This window comes from Pseudomonas fortuita (assembly GCF_026898135.2).
GTDB lineage: Bacteria > Pseudomonadota > Gammaproteobacteria > Pseudomonadales > Pseudomonadaceae > Aquipseudomonas > Aquipseudomonas fortuita.
In genome coordinates, this window is sequence record NZ_CP114035.2 from 4,283,891 (window position 1) to 4,300,038 (window position 16,148).

The 16,148-nt window shown below is 65.5% G+C and carries 12 protein-coding genes; 2 read left to right on the top strand and 10 right to left on the bottom strand.

The window, feature by feature from the left end; genetic code table 11:
- Positions 1–183: 183 nt before the first annotated feature.
- On the top strand, positions 184–3,114 hold the full coding sequence (locus OZ911_RS19810; RefSeq protein WP_070086418.1) for an aminotransferase: 2,931 nt from the start codon (positions 184–186) through the stop codon (positions 3,112–3,114).
- A 362-nt stretch (positions 3,115–3,476) separates the two neighbouring features.
- A complete protein-coding gene (locus tag OZ911_RS19815; protein ID WP_023047871.1) occupies positions 3,477–4,382 on the top strand; it encodes a LysR family transcriptional regulator in 906 nt (301 codons plus the stop codon).
- Between the two features lie 64 nt (positions 4,383–4,446).
- Here the strand turns inward: OZ911_RS19815 and OZ911_RS19820 are convergent, their stop codons facing one another.
- The 10 genes from OZ911_RS19820 to OZ911_RS19865 form a co-directional block, all read right to left on the bottom strand.
- Positions 4,447–5,142 (bottom strand): response regulator, encoded by a 696-nt coding sequence (locus OZ911_RS19820; protein ID WP_016488252.1) that lies wholly within the window; start codon positions 5,140–5,142, stop codon positions 4,447–4,449.
- Complete coding sequence (locus OZ911_RS19825) at positions 5,139–7,793, bottom strand: DUF4118 domain-containing protein (RefSeq protein WP_070086417.1); 2,655 nt, start codon at positions 7,791–7,793, stop codon at positions 5,139–5,141. The genes OZ911_RS19820 and OZ911_RS19825 overlap by 4 nt, the downstream gene beginning before the upstream one ends.
- Positions 7,794–7,925: 132 nt before the next feature.
- The gene (gene kdpC, locus OZ911_RS19830; RefSeq protein ID WP_023048236.1) at positions 7,926–8,483 is read right to left on the bottom strand and encodes a potassium-transporting ATPase subunit KdpC; all 558 of its coding nucleotides are present in this window, start codon (positions 8,481–8,483) and stop codon (positions 7,926–7,928) included.
- A gap of 10 nt (positions 8,484–8,493) precedes the next feature.
- The gene (gene kdpB, locus OZ911_RS19835; RefSeq protein WP_016488255.1) at positions 8,494–10,548 is read right to left on the bottom strand and encodes a potassium-transporting ATPase subunit KdpB; all 2,055 of its coding nucleotides are present in this window, start codon (positions 10,546–10,548) and stop codon (positions 8,494–8,496) included.
- 9 nt (positions 10,549–10,557) lie between these two features.
- Positions 10,558–12,252: a potassium-transporting ATPase subunit KdpA gene (kdpA, locus tag OZ911_RS19840; RefSeq protein ID WP_268968459.1), complete on the bottom strand. Its 1,695-nt coding sequence runs from the start codon at positions 12,250–12,252 to the stop codon at positions 10,558–10,560.
- A 9-nt stretch (positions 12,253–12,261) separates the two neighbouring features.
- On the bottom strand, positions 12,262–12,351 hold the full coding sequence (gene kdpF / locus OZ911_RS19845) for a K(+)-transporting ATPase subunit F (RefSeq protein WP_003251485.1): 90 nt from the start codon (positions 12,349–12,351) through the stop codon (positions 12,262–12,264).
- 175 nt (positions 12,352–12,526) lie between these two features.
- The gene (locus tag OZ911_RS19850) at positions 12,527–13,579 is read right to left on the bottom strand and encodes an AI-2E family transporter (RefSeq protein ID WP_023048238.1); all 1,053 of its coding nucleotides are present in this window, start codon (positions 13,577–13,579) and stop codon (positions 12,527–12,529) included.
- A gap of 12 nt (positions 13,580–13,591) precedes the next feature.
- Positions 13,592–14,386, bottom strand: a complete 795-nt coding sequence (locus tag OZ911_RS19855; protein WP_016488258.1) for a DUF4892 domain-containing protein — start codon at positions 14,384–14,386, stop codon at positions 13,592–13,594.
- A gap of 109 nt (positions 14,387–14,495) precedes the next feature.
- Entirely contained in the window at positions 14,496–15,350 is an 855-nt protein-coding gene (locus tag OZ911_RS19860; RefSeq protein WP_016488259.1) for an alpha/beta hydrolase, read from the bottom strand.
- Positions 15,347–16,135: an alpha/beta fold hydrolase gene (locus OZ911_RS19865; protein ID WP_016488260.1), complete on the bottom strand. Its 789-nt coding sequence runs from the start codon at positions 16,133–16,135 to the stop codon at positions 15,347–15,349. Before OZ911_RS19865 ends, OZ911_RS19860 begins: the two co-directional genes overlap by 4 nt.
- Positions 16,136–16,148: the final 13 nt, after the last annotated feature.

The window sequence follows — 16,148 nt, forward strand, 5'->3', positions numbered from 1 at the left end:
TCCTGACAGCGCGGAGGATGTGAAACAGAACGCAAATGGTAATGCTTACCAAACACAAACATCAACCTGCGGCTGTGGCAAAGGGCCGCCACTTATCAGGATTTCTGATCACGATCGTCTTTCATCATCAGTCAGATCGGGCATACAGTCGCTGCTGTCACTCCTGCTTCAACGGTAGAGCCCATGCCCAGTCATCCACAAAAGAACGTCTCCCCTGCCCTTGAGCAGATGATCCAGCGCGCCAGCCTGCCCGGCCCCACGCTCAGCGAAACCCAGGCACATGCCTTGTTGCAGATGCACTACGGCGTTGCCGGTGGGTTGTCGGCACTGGGCAGCCAGCAGGACCTGAACTTCCGGGTCGATACGGCCCAAGGGCAGTTCGTCCTCAAGGCCTGCCATGGCAGCTACGCAAAGCTGGAGCTGGAGGCGCAGCATGCCGCCCTCGCCTATTTGCGTGAGCACGGCCTGTCGGTGCCTGCCGTACGTGCGGCGCACAGCGGCGAAAACTTGCTGGCCGTGGAGATTGGTGGCCAACCACTGCGCGTACGCCTGCTCGACTACATCGAAGGTCAACCGTTGACGCGCCTCAAGCACATGCCGGCGCAGCTGATGGCCGAAATGGGCAGGCTGTGTGCGCGGCTCGACAGCACCCTGGCCGACTTCGACCACCCCGGCCTTGCGCGCACCCTGCAATGGGACCCGCAACACGCCCAGGCGTTGATCCAGCACCTGCTGCCCGTACTGGACAACAGCGAGCAACGCGCCCGCATCGAACACGCCACCGGCGTCGCCGCCCAACACCTCGCCCCGCTTGCCGAGCAACTGCCAAGCCAGGCCGTGCATCTGGACATCACCGACGACAACACCGTGTGGGCCCTTGACGGCGAGCGCCAGTGGCAGTTGCAAGGGGTGATCGACTTCGGCGACCTGCTGCGCACCTGGCGCATCGCCGACCTGTCAGTGACCTGTGCAGCACTGCTGCACCACGCCGAAGGCGACCCGCTGCGGGTCCTGCCGGCGGTCAGCGCCTACCAGGCGCTCAACCCGCTGACCGACGCCGAGCTGCGTGCCCTGTGGCCTCTGGTACTAAACCGCGCGGCAGTGTTGGTGCTGAGCAGCGCGCAGCAACTGGCCGTGGACCCGGGTAACCAGTACACCCGCGACAACGTGGCCCATGAGTGGGAAATTTTCGACACCGCTACCGCCGTGCCTTTCGCACTCATGCAAGCGGCCATCCTGCAGGCTGCCGGCGTGCAACCCGCCACGCCAGACCTGAACGGCTGCACGCCCCTGCTGCCCGAACTGGCGGGGCAATCTGTGACGCGCATCGACCTCGGTGTGCTCAGCAAGCATTGTGAAGCGGGCAACTGGGAGCAACCCGGCTTCGACCAACGCCTGCTAACCCTGCACCCTGCCCCGGCCTGCAGCCTGCACGGGCAGTATCGCCTGTCGCAAACCCATATCGACCGCCCCGAGGAGCCAGCCACCTGCGCCCTTGGCGTAGAGCTGCATGTAGCCAACGGTAGCGCGGTGCAAGCGCCGGCAGCGGGCACCTGGCATCGCCATGGGGATGGCCGTGGCTGCCTGCGCACCGCGCACTGGGCCTTGTGGCTGCAGGGTCTGGAAAATGCCCCGGCAAATGGCCTGGCCGTTGAACAAGGCCAGTCGCTGGGCATCAGCTGCGGTTTCCTCACCGTGCAGCTGTGCCTGGACAACTGCATTCAGCCGCCATTGTTCGCCACCCCGTCCCAGGCTGCCGCCTGGCTGGCGCTGTGCCCGTCACCAGCCGCACTGCTGGGCTTCGATTGCGATGCCGATCCGCTGCCTGATCCGCAGGCCCTGCTGGCACGCCGCGATGCCAGCTTCGCCCGTTCGCAGAAGCACTACTACGCGCAGCCACCCCACATCGAACGCGGCTGGCGCAACTACCTCATCGACATGCAGGGTCGCTCTTACCTCGACATGCTGAACAACGTCGCGGTACTGGGCCATGGCCACCCCCGCATGGTCGCCGAGTCGGCACGACAGTGGTCACTGCTGAACACCAACTCGCGGTTTCACTACGCAGCCATCACCGAGTTCTCCGAACGGCTGCTGGACTTGGCCCCCGAAGGTTTCGACCGGGTGTTCATGGTCAACAGCGGTACCGAAGCCAACGACCTGGCAATCCGCCTGGCCTGGGCCTACAGCGGCGGGCGTGACCTGCTCAGTGTGCTGGAGGCCTACCACGGCTGGTCGGTTGCCACCGATGCCATCTCCACGTCGATCGCCGACAACCCGCAAGCCCTGGAAACCCGCCCGGACTGGGTACACCCGGTCGAAGCGCCGAACACCTTCCGCGGCCGCTTCCGCGGGCCCGACAGCGCCGCCGACTACCTGCAGGACGTCGACGCCAAACTGGCTGAGCTTGATGCCCGTAACCGCCAGCTGGCGGGTATCATCTGCGAGCCGGTGTACGGCAATGCCGGGGGCATCTCGTTACCGGCCGGCTACTTGCGCGATGCCTACGCCAAGGTCCGCGCCCGTGGCGGGGTGTGCATCGCCGACGAAGTACAGGTGGGTTATGGTCGCCTGGGCGAATACTTCTGGGGTTTCGAGGAACAGGGTGTGGTGCCCGACATCATCACCATGGCCAAGGGCATGGGCAACGGCCAGCCACTGGGCGTGGTCATCACCCGCCGTGAAATCGCCGAGGCGCTGGAAGCCGAGGGCTACTTCTTCTCCTCGGCCGGTGGCAGCCCCGTCAGCTGCCGCATTGGCATGGCGGTGCTGGATGTGATGCAGGAAGAAGGCCTGTGGGACAACGCCCGCGACACCGGCCGCTACTTCAAGGCCCGCCTGCAGGCGCTGGTCGACAAGCACCCGCTGGCTGGCGCGGCACATGGCTCGGGCTTCTACCTGGGGCTGGAGCTGGTGCGCGATCGCACAACCCTGGAGCCGGCCACCGCAGAAACCATGACGCTGTGCAATCGCCTGCGTGACCTGGGCATCTTCATGCAGCCGACCGGCGACTACCTGAACATCCTCAAGATCAAGCCACCAATGTGCACCACCCGGGCGAGCGTGGACTACTTTGTCGACAGCATTGACCGGGTGCTGGGCGAAGGGCTGTAGAGATCTGGGTGAGGCTGGAGCGTTGGCCCTTGGAAGTTCGTCGCCTGTGAGATCGAGCGCCGCCCGCGCGGCGCATCGCGAGCTGTGCTCGCTCCTACATTAGTTTCTGGCCAGTAACGCTTGTGACAAGCGCGCGCGACCGCCTTGCTCGTACGACGCAATACTGAGTCATACACCAAAGCGTTCGCGCGCAAGTGCCCCAGGTATTATTGGCCCGAAACAAACGTAGGAGCGAGCGCAGCTCGCGATGCGCCGCGCGGGCGGCGCTCGATCTCACAAACACCGAATACTTCAAGCCCTACCCTTGGCAATTCCATCCATTACTATTCGCTCACAGCGCCCCAACATCAGGTTCACCGACCATGGCCTTCTCCAGCGACTCCCTGGCAACTTTCCTCGCGGTGCTGGATGCCGGCTCGTTCTCCGCCGCAGCGCGCAAGCTGGGCCGTGTGCCTTCGGCCGTGAGCATGGCAATCGCCCAACTGGAAGCCGAGCTGGACCTGCCGCTGTTCGACCGGGCCACACGCAAAGCCTTGCCCACCAGCGCCGCCCTGGCGCTGGAGCCCCAGGCCAGGCAGGTGATCTGCCAGCTCAACCTGCTGGATGCCCAAGCCCTGCAATTGCACCAAGGCCTGGAAAAGCGCCTGACCATCGCCATGGCGCCCGAGCTGCAGACCGGCCGCTGGAGCCAGCCACTGGAGACCCTCGCCCAAGCGTTTCCCAGCCTGGAAATCGAGGTACGTTCGGCCACCCAGACCGAAGCCATTCGCCTTTTGCATGACGGCAGTGTGCAACTGGCACTGGTGTTCGAGCGGCCCGGCATCGACGAACGTGAGTCGTTCCTCGAAGCCGGTAGCCAACTGCTGGTGGCCGTCGCTTCACCACGCCATCCAGCCGGGCAGAATAGCGGCACGCCATTGCCTGAGGAGGCCTTTGCCGAACAACGGCAGATCATCGTGGCCTCAGGCAAGGCCACCGGCTCGGACCCACGCATGGTGCTGTCGCGGCGCATCTGGCTGACCGACAGCTACCTGGCCACGCTGGACCTGGTGCAGTCCGGGCTGGGCTGGGCCTACCTGCCGCAGCCGTTGGTTGAACCGCTGATTGCTTCGGGTGCACTGGCAGAAGTGAGGTTCGACAACATGGCCAGCCGCCTGCGCTTATGGGTGGACATCATCTGGATCAAGTCACGGCCGCTGGGCCTCGGTGCCAGGCGTTACCTGGAGGTCACGCGCCAGCTCTTCGAGAAGGAGCCACCCAGAGCCTGACGCCCCTTGCGGACGTAACTGCCCGCGATCAACGGCACAGCCAGTATGCTGCCGCAAGGGGGAGTTAGATGGGCGGCGCCACCAACCTGTACCCCACCCCTGCCTCGGTGATGATAAACCGTGGCGCCGTGGGGTCATCGCCCAGCTTCTGCCGCAGATGCCCGACCACGATCCGAAGGTAGTGGGTATTCTCCACATGGGTAGGCCCCCAGACATCCTTGAGCAGTTGCTGCTGGGTAATCACCCGCCCTGGGTGCCCGGCCAATAGCGCCAGCAAGGCATACTCCTTGCGCGTCAACGCCACCTCCACACCGTCGAGGGTTACCCGGCGAAAGGCAAAATCCACGGTCAACGGCCCAAAGCTGGCTGCCACTTCCGAGCCCCCGGCCTGTGGCACCTGGCGTAGCAAGGCCCGCACCCGCGCCAAAAATTCCTGGATGCCAAACGGCTTGGTCACGTAATCGTTGGCCCCGCCGTCCAGCGCATCCACCTTCTGCACCTCACTGGCGCGCACCGACAGCACCATCACCGGCACCGCGCTCCATTCGCGCAGCTCTCGCAGCACCTGCTGGCCGTCCATGTCCGGCAGGCCCAGGTCGAGCACCACCAGGTCCGGCTTGCCCAGAGCAGCCTGGGCCAGCCCTTCCTGGCCGGTAGCAGCTTCGAGCACCTTGTAGCCCTGCGAGGCCAGGCTGATGCGCAGGAACTTGCGGATCTGCGGTTCATCGTCGATGACCAACAGCGTGGCGGACTGGCTCATGGGGTTTCGCTTTCAGCTTCAGGTTGAGGGGGTAGCGGCAAGCATAAAGTGATGCCGGTGCCCTGGCCATCGATGCCTTCGCCCACCAGAATCTGCCCGCCATGGGCGCCGATCATGCCCTGGCAGATTGCCAGGCCCAGGCCTGTGCCCTGCCCGCCGCGGTCACCACGGGCAGCGGTATAGAACATGTCGAAGATCTTCTCGCGGTCGGCGACCGGAATGCCAGGGCCCTGGTCGCTGACGGTAAAGCGCAACTGGTCTTCATGCACGGCCACTTGCAGCTCAAGCCGACCATTGCCCGGGGAGAAGCGTGCGGCGTTTTCCAGCACGTTGACCAGCGCCTGTTCGATCAGCGCCGCATGCACGAACAGCAAGGGCAGCTCGGCCGGCACGTCGGTGTGCACCCGCAGCGGCGCCAGCACAACGCGCAAGCGGTTGAGCGCACTGCCAACGATGTCGGCCGGGGCTACCCAGTCGCGTGCAAGCTTGAGGCCACCATGGCCCAGGCGGGTCATGTCCAGCAGGTTCTGGATATAGCGGTCGAGGCGTTCGGCCTCGTTGCGTGTGCCCTCCAACAGCTCGCGGCGGTCTTCAGGCGGGATCGCTTCGCCCAACGCCAGCAGGCTGTCGATACTGCCGCGCATGGCGGTCAACGGCGTGCGCAGGTCGTGGGAGACAGACGCCAGCAAGGCGCTGCGCAGCTGCTCGGTTTCGCCATGCAGGCGCGCAGCCTCCAACTGCTCGGCCAGGCGGGCGCGGGCCAGGGCCTGAGCCAGTGGCTGGCTAAGGGCCGTCAGCAGGCGCCGGCGTGGGTCGTTGAGCGGCTGCCCGTTGCGCGGGCGCACCCCCAGCAGTGCCAAAGGCTGTTCGTCCACCGCCAGCGGCCACCACCACCAGCGGCCATTGGGCAAGGTGTCGCTGCCATGGCCAGCGGCCTGGCCGTGCTGCCAGGCCCAATCGGCGGCAGCCCGTTCGGTGTCGCTGAAGGCGTGGGCTTCGCCGCTGGCCACCTGCAGCTGGCCTTCGGGGTTGCGCTCCAGCAGGCACACCTGCATGTCCTGCCAGCCGTCCAGGTGCTGGCCCGCAGCGCTGAACACGGCCTGGCGGTCGGTGGCCACGGTCAGTCGGCGCGACAGGTCGAGCAGCTGGCTGGTCTGCGCCTGGGTTTCGCGTAGCGCCTGCAACTGCCGGCGCTGGCGTGCAGCCAGATTGCCGGTAAGCGCGGCCATCAGCAGGAAGAACACCAGGGTCAGCACGTCTTCTTCGCGCTGGATGCTGAACGAGAAATTGGGTGGAATGAACAAAAAATCGTATGTCAGGAACGATAGCGCGGCGCACGCCAGCGCAGGCCCCAGGCTGCTGCGCACCGCCACCAGCAACACCGCAGCCAGAAACACCAGCGAGATGTTGGGCAGCGCCAACACACTCGACACCGCCCAGGCCAGCCCCGCCGCCATGACCGTGGCCAGCAGCGCCAGCAGGTAGTGGCGCCACACCCACACCCGCCGCACCGCCGACCGCGGTGCTTGCGGCTGCACGTCGCGGTCCAGCACGTTGATTTCCAGCCCATGGCTTTCGCGCAGCAGCCGCGCAGCCACACCGGCACCGAACAGGCGACGACGCAGGCGGTCACGGGACTGCCCCACCAGCACCAGGCTGGCCCGCCGTTCGGCGGCATGCTGGATCAACGTGCGCGCCACTTCGCCAGCCCTTAGCAGCACCACCTCGCCGCCCAGGCGCTCGGCCAGCTGCTGCGCGGCCTGCAAGCGGTGACGCGCGGTTTCGTCGCGCAAGCGGCCGTTGTCCACATGCACCAGGCTCCAGGGCAGGTGACGGCGTTGCGCCACGCGGCTGGCATGGCGCACCAGGCGTTCGGCCTGGTCGTCGCCGTCCACGCCTACCAGAAGCCGCCCGCGCAAGGCCGGGGCCTCTTGGCCACGCTGGCGATAGCCGTCGGCGAGGTCGGCATCGACCTGTGCGGCGGCAGTTTGCATGGCCAGTTCGCGCAAGGCGGTGAGGTTGGTTTGCGAGAAGTACGCATCGATGGCCGCCCGCGCTTGCTCGGGCACGTAAACCTTGCCTTCACGCAGGCGTTCGAGCAGTTCGCGGGGTGGCAGGTCGATCAGCACCAGTTCGAAGGCTTCCTGCAGCACCCAGTCCGGCAGGGTTTCACGCACCTGTACGCCAGTGATGTCACGCACCTTGTCGTTGAGGCTTTCCAGATGCTGGACGTTGACCGTGGTGTACACGTCGATGCCAGCGGCCAGCAGTTCCTGTACGTCCTGCCAGCGCTTGGCGTGGCGGCTGCCGGGGGCATTGGTGTGGGCCAGTTCGTCCACCAGGGCCAGTTTTGGCGCGGCCTTGAGCAGGCCGTCGAGGTCCATTTCTTCAAGGGTGACGTCGCGGTACTGGCTGCGCAGCAGAGGTTGCTGCTGGAGACCTGCAAGCAGCGCTTCGGTTTCCGCGCGGCCGTGGGTTTCGACAACGCCTGCCAGTACCTGCACGCCCTGGCGTTGCTGGGCGTGGGCGGCCTGGAGCATGGCGAAGGTCTTGCCCACGCCGGGCGCGGCGCCAAGAAACACCTTCAGCCGGCCCCGGCCGGTGCGCGGGAGGTTAGCCAACAGCGCATCTGCGCGGGCGGAATCACTCATGTTTCATCCTTTGCTATTTCAGGGGCAAGCACCGTACCTGTGGGAGCGGGTTCACCCGCGAATGCGTTGCTGGCAGCACCATCGCATTCGCGGGTGAACCCGCTCCCACAGGGTCCCTGCTACCGCTTCAATTCATTTGGTAATTGCGAGCTTTTCCAAGGCCTGGTTCAACGCCAGCACATTGACCACCGGTGGGCCGATCATTGGGTGGAGGGTGGCCTCTTCCTGCAAGGCTTGCAAGCGTTCCACCGGCAGTTGACGCGCCGCCGCCACCCGTGGGATCTGATAGGCCACGGCCTCCGGTGGCAGGTGCGGGTCGAGGCCGCTGCCCGAGGTGGTCAACAACGCCTGCGGCACCGGCCCCTGCTGCGCCTGGTACAGGCTAGCCGCCTCCCCTTTGACCCGCTCGGCCAGCGCCGGGTTGCTAGGCGAAAGGTTGCTGGCACTGCTGGCCACCGTGGCAAAAGCGCCTGCCGAAGGCCGCGCATGGAACCAGCCATCCCCCTTGAAATCCTGCGCGATCAACGCCGAACCGCGCACCTGGCCCTGGTCATCCCGCACCAGGCTGCCATTGGCCTGTTCCGGAAAAACAACCTGGGCGATGCCGGTTACTGCCAGCGGATACAGTGCGCCGGTCACCAGCGTCATCAACAGGGCCAGGCTTAAAGCCGGGCGTACATAAGCATTCATGGCGGCCTCCTCAGACCAGGTTCAGGGCATTGAGCAGCAGGTCGATCAGCTTGATCCCGGCAAACGGCACCACAATGCCGCCCAGCCCGTAGATCAGCAGGTTGCGCCGCAACAGGTGCGCCGCACTGGCCGCCTGCACGCGTACGCCACGCAACGCCAGCGGGATCAGCACGATGATGATCAGTGCGTTGAACACGATGGCCGACAGGATCGCGCTCTGCGGACTGGCCAGCTGCATCAGGTTGAGCACGCCCAACTGTGGGTAGATGGCGGCGAACAGCGCTGGCAGGATGGCGAAGTACTTGGCCACGTCGTTGGCAATGGAGAACGTGGTCAGCGCACCACGGGTCACCAGCAATTCCTTGCCCACCTGCACCACATCCAGCAGTTTGGTCGGGTCGCTGTCCAGGTCGACCATGTTGGCCGCCTCGCGCGCGGCCTGGGTGCCGTCGTTCATGGCCATACCCACATCGGCCTGGGCCAGTGCCGGGGCGTCGTTGGCGCCGTCGCCGCACATGGCCACCAGGCGGCCGTCGTTCTGCTCCTGGCGGATACGCGCCAGCTTCTTCTCGGGGGTGGCCTCTGCCAATACGTCATCCACGCCCGCTTCTGCGGCGATGGCGGCGGCAGTCAACGGGTTGTCGCCGGTCACCATCACCGTGCGGATGCCCAGCTTGCGCAGCTCGGCGAAGCGCTCGCGGATGCCGGGCTTTACCACATCCTTGAGGTGGATCACGCCAAGCAGGCGCTTGTCGATACACACCAGCAGCGGCGTACCACCGCTCTGGGCAATCCGCTCCACTTCGCGGGCCAACGCCGGGGGCATTTCCAGGCGTTGCATGCCGACAAATGCCAGCACGGCATCGACGGCACCCTTGCGGTAGCGGTGCTGCTGGTAGTCGATGCCTGACAGGCGTGTCTCGGCACTGAAGGCCACAGCGTCGAACTGCCCGGCCGCCGGTTCGACAAACTCATGGAGCTGGCGCAGGTATTCGACAATCGACTTGCCTTCGGCGGTGTCGTCGGCCAGAGAGGCCAGCAAGGCGCCCTCACCCAATTCGCGAGCGGTGATACCTGGCGCAGCATGCAGCGCGCTGCAGCGGCGGTTGCCGAAGGTGATGGTGCCGGTCTTGTCGAGCATCAGTGTATGCACGTCACCGGCGGCCTCGACCGCGCGACCCGAGCGGGCGATGACGTTCAGCCGCACCAGCCGGTCCATACCGGCAATGCCGATGGCCGACAGCAGGCCGCCGATGGTGGTGGGAATCAGCGTCACCAGCAGCGCGGCCAGGAAGATCAACGGCAAGCTGCCACCCGCAAAGTGGGCGAACGGCTGCAAAGTCACCACCACGATCAGGAAGATCAGCGTCAGGCCGATCAGCAGGATGTCGAGGGCGATCTCGTTGGGGGTCTTTTGCCGCTTGGCACCTTCGACCAGGGCAATCATGCGGTCCAGGGTCGACTCGCCCGGGTTGCTGGTAATGCGGATCAGCAGCCAGTCGGAGACCAGCCGCGTATTGCCGGTCACCGCCGAGCGGTCGCCGCCGGACTCGCGGATCACGGGGGCGGACTCGCCGGTAATGGCGGCCTCGTTGACAGCCGCGATGCCTTCAAGCACCTCGCCGTCACCGGGGATCATCTCGCCGGCGACCACGCGCACAACGTCGTCCTTGCGCAGCGCGCTGGCAGCAACCGTCTCGTAACTGCCATCCCGCTGGCGACGCTGGGCAGTCAGGCCTTGGCTACCGGCCTTGAGGCTGTCGGCGCGGGCCTTGCCACGGCCTTCGGCCAGGGCCTCGGCGAAGTTGGCGAACAGCACGGTAAACCACAGCCACAGTGCGATCTGCACGGCAACACCCGTGCTCACGCCATTGCCAGGGGCGAAGCACAGTACGGTGGTGAGCACTGCGGTCAGGGCCACCACCAGCATCACCGGCGAGCGCTTGAGCTGGCGCGGGTCGAGTTTGACAAACGCCTGCACCAGCGCCGGGCGCCACAGCGCGGCAAAGCGCGTCTGGTCCTTGGCAGTGTGCCGGGTATTCACTTCAGGAATGGGCATGTTCATGATCGGTCCTCAAAAACCCAGGCTCAGGTGTTCGGCGATTGGCCCAAGGGCCAGGGTCGGCAGGAAGGTCAGGCCGCCGACCAGCAAGATGGTCACCAGCAGCAGGCCGGTGAACAGCGGGCCGTGGGTGGGGAAGCTGTTTTGCCCCTGTGGCGCACTCTTCTTGGCCGCCAGGCTGCCGGCCAGGGCCAGGATTGGCAGGATGTAGCCGAAGCGGCCAATGAGCATGGCCAGGCCGATCATCAGGTTGTGGTACACCGTGTTGGCACCGAAACCGGCGAAGGCCGAGCCATTGTTGGCAGTGCCCGAGGTGTAGGCGTACAGCAGTTGGCTGAAACCGTGCGCCCCCGGGTTGCTGACCGCCCCCGCCGGGCCTGGCAGGCTGGCGGCAATGGCGCCGAGTATCAGGACGCCGACCGGCATCACCAGCAGGGTCGCCACCAGCAACTGCACCTCACGGGCCTGCAGCTTTTTACCCAGGTACTCCGGGGTGCGGCCAATCATCAGCCCGGCCAGGAATACAGCGATCAGGACGAACAGCAGCATCCCGTAGAGACCCGCGCCGACGCCGCCGAATATCACCTCGCCGACCATCATGTTGACCATCGCCACCATGCCGGTCAGCGGGTTCAGGCTGTCGTGCATGGCATTGACCGAACCGTTGGAGGCCGCGGTGGTAGTGACCGTCCACAGCACCGAACCGGTGGTGCCGAAGCGGCTTTCCTTGCCCTCCAGGGGGGCAGTCTGTTGCACCTGTGGGCTCTGCAACGCCGGGTTGGGTTGATGCTCGGACCACAACGCCGTGCTGCCACCGATCAGGAACAGGGCAAGCATGCAGGCCAGGATAGCGCGGCTCTGGCGCAAGTCCTTCACGTAGTGGCCGAAGGTGAACACCAGGGCCACCGGAATGAGAATGATCGAAGCCACCTCGAACAGGTTGCTCCAGGCCGTAGGGTTTTCGAACGGATGCGCCGAGTTGACGCCGAAGAAGCCGCCGCCATTGGTACCCAATTGCTTGATAGCGATCTGGCTGGCGGCCGGGCCCAGTGGAATGGTCTGGTCAGTACCTTGCAAGGTCAGCGCATGGGCATAGTCGGCAAAGGTCTGCGGTACGCCCTGCCAGACCAGCAACAGCGCCAGCAGCACGCACAGCGGCAGCAAGCCGTAGAGGGTGGCACGGGTCATGTCGACCCAGAAGTTGCCCAGCGTCGACGCGCTGCGCCGGGCAATGCCACGGCACAGCGCCACCAGCACGGCCAGGCCGATGGCAGCACTGACAAAGTTCTGCACGGTCAGGCCGAGTATCTGGCTCAGGTAGCTGACCGACGCTTCACCGCTGTAGGCCTGCCAGTTGGTGTTGGTCACGAAACTGACGGCGGTGTTGAACGCCAGCGACCATTCCTGGCCTGGCAGGTGCTGCGGGTTGAGCGGCAGGTACCCCTGCAACAGCAGCACGGCGAACAGCAGCAGGAACCCGACCAGGTTGAAGGCCAGCAGGGCCAGGGTGTACTGCCGCCAGTTCTGCTCCTGGATGGCGTTCACGCCCGCCAGCCGGTAGCAGGCTTGCTCGACCGGGCCGAGTAGCGGCGACAGCCAGGTGCGCTGGCCTTCCATGACCTTGAAGTAGAACCGCCCAAGCCAGGGTGCGGGTAGCAGCACGATGGCAAAGAACGCCAGGAGCAAGGCGAAATCGTAACTGTGCATGGCCGCTCCCTAGCTGCGATCGGCGCGCAGCAGCGCCACCAGCAGATAAAACGCCAAGGCCACTGCCAGCAGCAGTGACAGCCCGTCGAGCATGTTCATGTGTGGATCTCCCCGTGGTACGGCTTGGGCCGCTTTGGGGAAATTGTCCGAGGGAGGGGCGTAAAGGGGCGAGATCGGGGGATGGGCGTGGGGATAAAGAATGCGTAAAGATCAGCGCTGGGTCTGCCTGTAACGGCCTCTTCGCGGGCACGCCCGCAAAGAGGCCGGCGCGGACTTACTGTTGTGGCGGCTGTTGCGCCGCGTTACGGCTCCAGTCCAGCAGCAGGCTGTAACCTACCGCCAGCAAGGTCGGGCCGATGAACAGGCCAATGAAGCCAAAGGCAAGCAAGCCTCCGAATACGCCCAGCAGCACGATCACCAGCGGCAGGTTGCCGCCACGGCTGATCAGGTAGGGCTTGAGCACGTTGTCCACGCCGCTGATGACGAAGGTGCCCCAGATACCCAGGAACACCGCCATGCCGTATTCGCCCTTCCACACCAGCCAGGCAGTGGCCGGGATCCAGGCCAGTGGCGGGCCCATGGGGATCAGGCTGAGCATGAAGGTCACCAGGCCCAGCACGATCGCGCCGGGTACCCCCGCGATCAGAAAGCCGATCAGCGCCAGCGCGGCCTGCGCAGCCGCCGTGCCGATTACCCCGTTGACCACCCGCTGAACGGTACCGGCTACCAGTTCCAGGTAATACTCGGCGCGCTCGCCCACCAGGCGGTGCAGCAAGCGCAGCACGAATGCTGCCAGGCGCGGCCCGTCGCGGTAGAAGAAGAACACGAACACCAGGCTCAGGGACAGTTCCAGCACGCCGCTGCCAATCTGCGCACTGCGCGCCAGCAACCAGTTGCCCACTTGCCCGAAGTAGGGCTTGGCCGAGGCCAGCAGGGCTGCGCCCTGCTGGTCCAGGGATTGCCACCCGTTGACCAGGCGCTCGCCCACAAATGGAATGCCACCCAGCCAGGCCGGCGCATCGGGCAGCCCGTCGACCTGCACGTCACGCACAAACGCCGTAGCATCGCGAATATGATCGGCCAGGTTGAACCCCAGCCACACCAGCGGCAGTGCCACGATCAGTATCCAGGCCGTGGTCAGCAGGCTGGCCGCCAGGGTTTCACGGCCGCCCAGCACACGCGTCAGCAAGCGCATCAACGGCCAGCTGGCAAAAGCCAGGATAGCCCCCCACAGCAATGCAGAAATGAACGGTGCCATCACCCAAAGGCCGGCACCCAGCAAGGCCAGCAGCAGAATCTGGATCAGCAGGCGGTCATTGTTAACCATGGTGGCGCTCGTTCAACGGATCAATTCAAGGTGCAGGCCATCGGTGGGTGCGCTGCCGACTTCAAGGCGGCCATTGCGTACGCCTGCCTTGACCAGCGCCTCACGCCAGGCTTCAGCCTGGGCGCCGCTTAGGCTGGCGCGCAAGGTGCTGTCGAGGTTCAGGCTGCGGGCCAGCAGGTTCACCCAGGCGTCTTGCGGCGCCGCAAGGTCAGGGTAGTCGAGCTTGCCGGTGTCGCGCATTTCGCGCAGCACCGTGGCGGCGGTTGGCAGAAGCTCGCCCAGCGGGCTGGCGGCGACGAACTCCTCCACATGCAGGTAGGCGCGGCGGTTGCCGCGGGTAACGCTGTACAGCGCGACCAGCGTGTCGGCCTCGGCTGCCGAGCGGCGTAGCAGGATGAACGCCTGCTGCTCGTCACCACCGTTGAGGCGGGCATTGGCGAACACATCGTTGCCCCACAGGCTGGCCTCGCCGCAATCGCGACCCTGGCACCAGAACAATGGGTAACCCCCATCACGCTGCAGTGCTTCGCGGGCACTGGTGAAGGCTTCACGGGCTGTACGTTCGACCGGCAGTTCGTAGGTGACCGAGCTGACCTGCCCCCGGCTCTCGACTTTGTTATCGACCCGCAGACGACCGCTGATCTTGCGCAGCGGGCCCATGGGGTAGACGCGTTCCTGCTCCACGGCCGGGCGCTGGTCAACAACCTTTGCGTCCACCGGCACCGGCAGGCTGCCGGCCCACAATACCGGGCTGGCAAGCGCCAGGCAGGCGACGACAGCATTACGGATGGCAACAGGCGCGCTCATTGGCGAACCAGGCGGCGCGCGGCGCCGAAATGAAGCTCCAGGATGTCTGGCAGTTGCATGGTTGTCTCCCTGTTCAACCCGCCAAGCCTCGACACTTGTCCGGTGCAAGTCAAGCAAAGCCAAAGAAGCGATTGATACAGTCTGCGACAAGGGCCGCGCCCTGCTGGTCATTCAGGTGCAGGTGATGGCCACCGGGCAGCGTCGCCTGCTCAAAGGGTAGCTGCTCCAGCAACGCGGCGTGGCGCGCCAGCATACCTTCGGCGGCCACCACCAACAGCGCCGGGCAACGCACCCGGCGCACATGGGCCATGGCCTGGGCTTCACTCAGGCGCACCGGCGATGGCAGGGTGAGGCGGCTGTCACTGCGCCAGCTGTAACCCCCGGGCACTGGCATCAGGCCACGTTGCGCCAGCAATTCGGCAGCCTCACGGCTGACCGCGACCATGCCTTTCATCCGGGCATGCACGCCTTCTTCCAGGGTGGCGTACACCGACTTGCGTTTGCCATCCAGCCGCAGCTGGGCTTGCAGGGCCATCCCTAACCGTTCGCCGGCGTCCTGCTCGGCACCGGTTGGCGGGATGACCCCGTCGATCAGCGCCAGGTGGCTGACCCGGTCGGGCAAGGCGCCGGCCAGTTGTACCGAAATGATTGCGCCCAGCGAATGGCCTAGCAGGCCGAAACGCTGCCAACCCAGCTGCTCGGCAACCCGCAGCACGTCGTGGGCATAGTCGGCCAAGGCATAGCCGGCGCCAGGCGGGCGATGTTCCGAGTAACCGTGCCCGGCTAGGTCCAGGGCGACGATCCGCAGGCCCTTCAGTTGCGGCGCCAGGCGGGCGAAGCTATTGGCGTTATCCAGCCAGCCATGCAGGGCAATCACCGGCAGCCCGTCTTCGGGGCCGAACAGGTGAGCCGCCAGTTCGATATGGCCCAGGCTCAGACGGACTTCCTCCACCTGCGCGCTCATACCTGGCTCCAGCGGTCGAACAGGCCCTTGATCAGGCTGGCGGTGTCGGTCGGGCGCTCCAACGGGAACATGTGCCCGCCGGGCACACTGTGATATTCGCCTTTGGGCATGCCGCGCACCGCCAGGGTGTGGTGACGGCGAATGACGTTGCTGCGCTGGCCGCGCACCATGGCCAGCGGCACCTGCAACTGCCGGGCAGGCGCGGGGCTGGTGTGCGGGATGCTGCGGTAGATACTGATTTCGGTGGCGGGATCGAAGCGCAATTGCAGTCCCTGCTCCATCGCCTGCAAGCCATGTTCGACATAGGCTTCAAGGCAGTCTGGGTCAAAATGGCGAAACAGTGATTTGCCGGCAAAGTAGTCCCGGGCACTGTCGCGGTCACTAAAGACTTCGCGCCGCCCCAGCGTGCGCCCGGCGGGCGTGATGCGGTCAATGAAGCCAAAACGCTTGGCGGTGCGCAGCAGCCACTGGTCAGCACGGGTAAGCACCGGCGAGTCGAGCATTACCACCCCGCGGTAGTACTCAGGACGACGCAATGCAGCGTGCAGGTGCAACACCCCGCCTAGCGAATGCCCGACTCCCCAGATGGGCTGGTCCTGCTGTGCCAGGTGATGCAGCAGTTCATCGACCAGGCTCTGCCAGTTGTCGTCTACCGGAAAGCGCGGATCGTGCCCATGCTGGGCCAGGTGCTGCACCTGGTAGTCCGGCGCCAGGGCAGCGAACAGCTTGCCATACGTGGCCGAAGGGAAACCGTTGGCATGAGCGAAGAAGATCTGCTGCGACATGGCGCCTGGTCCA

What these genes read in the sequence shown, in the direction of transcription:
- OZ911_RS19810 (WP_070086418.1), top strand. Translation starts at nt 184, where the DNA reads ATGCCCAGTCATCCACAAAAGAACGTCTCCCCTGCCCTTGAGCAGATG.
- OZ911_RS19815 (WP_023047871.1), top strand. Translation starts at nt 3,477, where the DNA reads ATGGCCTTCTCCAGCGACTCCCTGGCAACTTTCCTCGCGGTGCTGGAT.
- OZ911_RS19820 (WP_016488252.1), bottom strand. Translation starts at nt 5,142, where the DNA reads ATGAGCCAGTCCGCCACGCTGTTGGTCATCGACGATGAACCGCAGATC.
- OZ911_RS19825 (WP_070086417.1), bottom strand. Translation starts at nt 7,793, where the DNA reads ATGAGTGATTCCGCCCGCGCAGATGCGCTGTTGGCTAACCTCCCGCGC.
- kdpC (WP_023048236.1), bottom strand. Translation starts at nt 8,483, where the DNA reads ATGAATGCTTATGTACGCCCGGCTTTAAGCCTGGCCCTGTTGATGACG.
- kdpB (WP_016488255.1), bottom strand. Translation starts at nt 10,548, where the DNA reads ATGAACATGCCCATTCCTGAAGTGAATACCCGGCACACTGCCAAGGAC.
- kdpA (WP_268968459.1), bottom strand. Translation starts at nt 12,252, where the DNA reads ATGCACAGTTACGATTTCGCCTTGCTCCTGGCGTTCTTTGCCATCGTG.
- kdpF (WP_003251485.1), bottom strand. Translation starts at nt 12,351, where the DNA reads ATGAACATGCTCGACGGGCTGTCACTGCTGCTGGCAGTGGCCTTGGCG.
- OZ911_RS19850 (WP_023048238.1), bottom strand. Translation starts at nt 13,579, where the DNA reads ATGGTTAACAATGACCGCCTGCTGATCCAGATTCTGCTGCTGGCCTTG.
- OZ911_RS19855 (WP_016488258.1), bottom strand. Translation starts at nt 14,386, where the DNA reads ATGAGCGCGCCTGTTGCCATCCGTAATGCTGTCGTCGCCTGCCTGGCG.
- OZ911_RS19860 (WP_016488259.1), bottom strand. Translation starts at nt 15,350, where the DNA reads ATGAGCGCGCAGGTGGAGGAAGTCCGTCTGAGCCTGGGCCATATCGAA.
- OZ911_RS19865 (WP_016488260.1), bottom strand. Translation starts at nt 16,135, where the DNA reads ATGTCGCAGCAGATCTTCTTCGCTCATGCCAACGGTTTCCCTTCGGCC.